This window comes from Polaromonas sp. P1_G2 (assembly GCF_056405515.1).
Window position 1 is genome coordinate 1 of the sequence record NZ_JBFUBY010000410.1, and the last position, 2585, is coordinate 2585.

A 2585-nucleotide genomic window follows, 5' to 3' on the forward strand; every position below is an offset into this window, starting at 1 on the left:
GGCCGGCGCGCAGGACAGCGCGAGCGCCCAGGCCCTGATGCTGGCCAACCCCAGCGTCATCAAGCGCCCCGTGGTGGACTGGGGCAAGGGCATCACCGTCGGCTTTGATGCCGCGGCCTGGGCGGCGCGGGTCTGAACGCCGATGCGCATGCCGCGCACCTTCACACAAATAGGTGTTTTTCCACGCTTTTTGGACCGCTTTCGCAGCGCTTTACCGTTCCTGAAGAGCTTTACAGCCGATTTACCGAACTCCGCGCCCCAAAACGGCTCTGACTTACTAAAATCGCACTAGCCGCCAGCGCCGCCGCCCGCACCCCGGGCAGCACCACCAGGCGGCGCAACTTCAGCCATTTGCTGAAAAGGGATTCGAACCATGAAAAAAGCACTCGTCCTCTCCACCCTCGCCGCGGCCGCAGGCCTTGCCGCCGTACCCGCCTCCGCCATGGACATCCTGGCGCGGGTGATTTCCAGCACGCCGGTGGTGCAGCAGGTCGCCGTGCCGCGCCAGGTCTGCACCAACCAGCCGGTCATCACGCAATCTCCCAATTCAGGCGCCGGCGCACTCATGGGCGCCATCGCAGGCGGTGCAGCCGGCAACGCCATCGGCAATGGCGGCGGCCGTGCGGTGGCCACGGTCATTGGCCTGGTCGGCGGTGCCATGATTGGCGACCGCATCGAGGGCTCGAACAACCAGGTCCAGAACATGCAGCAGTGCACGACGCAGACCTATTACGAGAATCGCCCCAGCCACTACAACGTGGTCTATGAATACCAGGGCACGCAGTACAGCACGCAGATGGCCAACGATCCCGGCCAGTACGTGCGCCTGCAGGTCACGCCGGTCGGCGCCATGACACCCGCTCCGCAGACCTTCCAGTCCGCGCCCCAGCAGCCGCAAGCCTACAGCCAGCCGATTCCCGTACAACCGGCTTACGTCGAGCAATCCCCGACCTATGTGCAACCGGCTTATGTGCAGCCCGTGGTCTATCCGGCTTATTACGCACCGGCCTACTACCGCCCCTACTACCCACCCATCGGCCTGTCGCTGAACTTCGGCTACAGCCGGGGCTACGGCCACCATCACTGGCGCTAAGGCCCTGAGGCCGCGGCTTCCGGTTCCATCAAAAAAGGGCGCTACCAGCGCCCTTTTTTTGTTGCCTGCCAATCATGGTGGCAAGAGCGCTCTTACTTCGGCGTCTCGATGAGTGCGCCCTTGAATAGCATCGGCCCCGTAGGCCCGCTGCCCGGCGGCACACCGCCCTTGGGCTCCAGCGTGATCGCCAGTGTCGGCACCTGCCGCATGTCGGTGCCCGCGGCGGCCAGGCGCACCACCGGGTCGGCATTGAGCACCCCCAGCGACTTCGGCGCCGCGCCGGGCGGCAAGGCCCACAGCTCCAGCGATTTGTCCGGCTGCTCGCGGAAGCCGCCCACGCGCTTGAGCACCAGGGTTTTGTTCTTCGGGTCAAAGGTCACCAGCAGCGAGGCCGAGGCCTTGTCATCCGTCAGCACGGCCACGTATTCGATCTCCGGCGTGGCCGTGAGTCTGGCCGACAGCTCGCTGACCTGCCCGCTCAGCCGCGAGTTCACATTCAGCCCGACAACGACCGCCAGCGCCGCAGCCACAGCACCGGCAGCGCTGGCGCCGCGCCACAGCCCCAGGCTGGCCCACCAGCCGCCCGCTGCCGGCGCAGCGCCGCGTGCGGCCTGCATGGCACGTGCCTCCTTGTCGGCCTTGACGAGGTTTTCAATGCGCGTCCAGACCGCCGGGCTGGGCGCCGCCTGCGGTTGCAGCTCGGCGACGGAGGACAGCCGGCTTTGCCAGACCAGGGCCGCGGCGCGCAGGGTGGCGTCGTCGCGCGCCAAGGCCTCGAAGCGGCGGCGCGCACCGCCGCGCAAGGTGCCCAGCGCATAGCTGGCCGCGAGTTGATCCATGAGGGAGGGGTTGTTGCGGATGTTCATTACGCAAACCTCGCCATGCAGCCGCGCAGCTGCTCAAGTCCGCGGCGTATCCAGGTTTTGACCGTCCCCAGCGGCAGCTTCAATTGTTCCGCCAGTTCGCTATGGCTCAGGTCCCGCAGGTAGGCCAGGCTCACAACCTCGCGCTGCTTCTGTTCCAGCTTGTCCAGGCACTGGTGCAGTGCCCAGGCCTGTTCGCTGGCCTGTGTGGTGTCCATGGGGTTGGGCGAGTCGCCCGCCACGGTGTCCGACAGCACGTCGTCCAGTTCCTGCATCAGGTCGGCCCGGTCGGACGTTCGGCGGCGCAGGAAATCCAGGCCGCGGCTCCTGACGATCAATCCCATCCAGGCCATGGGTGGCGAGAGCGTGGCCTTGTAGTCGCCGGCAATGCGCCAGATGTTCAGGAAAGCCTCCTGCAGCACGTCTTCGGCCCATTCGCGATTGCCCACCACCCGCACCGCGACACCGTAAAGCTTGGACGAACTCAGGTCGTACAGCTGCCGCAGGGCTGCTTCATCGGCCCGGGCCACACGGTCGATCAGCGCGATCAATTGGAGGTCCGGGCTTTCTGGTTTCATGGCGAACATTGTGAGGTATTGACAGGGGATACGCGACAGAAGGCCCAACGG

General features: G+C 66.0%; 4 protein-coding genes. 2 read left to right on the top strand and 2 right to left on the bottom strand.

Going from position 1 to position 2585, the window contains the following annotated elements:
* The coding region (locus AC1D0P_RS24370) for an ArsC/Spx/MgsR family protein (protein WP_477679091.1) at positions 1–136 on the top strand (136 nt) is incomplete at its 5' end.
* A gap of 237 nt (positions 137–373) precedes the next feature.
* Entirely contained in the window at positions 374–1093 is a 720-nt protein-coding gene (locus AC1D0P_RS24375; RefSeq protein ID WP_477679088.1) for a glycine zipper 2TM domain-containing protein, read from the top strand.
* 92 nt (positions 1094–1185) lie between these two features.
* Here AC1D0P_RS24375 and AC1D0P_RS24380 read toward each other — a convergent pair whose 3' ends face one another.
* Together AC1D0P_RS24380 and AC1D0P_RS24385 are read right to left on the bottom strand one after the other, a co-directional pair.
* Entirely contained in the window at positions 1186–1959 is a 774-nt protein-coding gene (locus tag AC1D0P_RS24380) for an anti-sigma factor (protein ID WP_477679089.1), read from the bottom strand.
* Positions 1959–2534, bottom strand: a complete 576-nt coding sequence (locus AC1D0P_RS24385) for an RNA polymerase sigma factor (protein ID WP_477679090.1) — start codon at positions 2532–2534, stop codon at positions 1959–1961. Before AC1D0P_RS24385 ends, AC1D0P_RS24380 begins: the two co-directional genes overlap by 1 nt.
* Between the last annotated feature and the right edge of the window lie 51 nt (positions 2535–2585).

Excerpts from the sequence above, each read along its gene's own strand:
- AC1D0P_RS24375 (WP_477679088.1), top strand. The coding sequence starts at position 374 with ATGAAAAAAGCACTCGTCCTCTCCACCCTCGCCGCGGCCGCAGGCCTT.
- AC1D0P_RS24380 (WP_477679089.1), bottom strand. The coding sequence starts at position 1,959 with ATGAACATCCGCAACAACCCCTCCCTCATGGATCAACTCGCGGCCAGC.
- AC1D0P_RS24385 (WP_477679090.1), bottom strand. The coding sequence starts at position 2,534 with ATGAAACCAGAAAGCCCGGACCTCCAATTGATCGCGCTGATCGACCGT.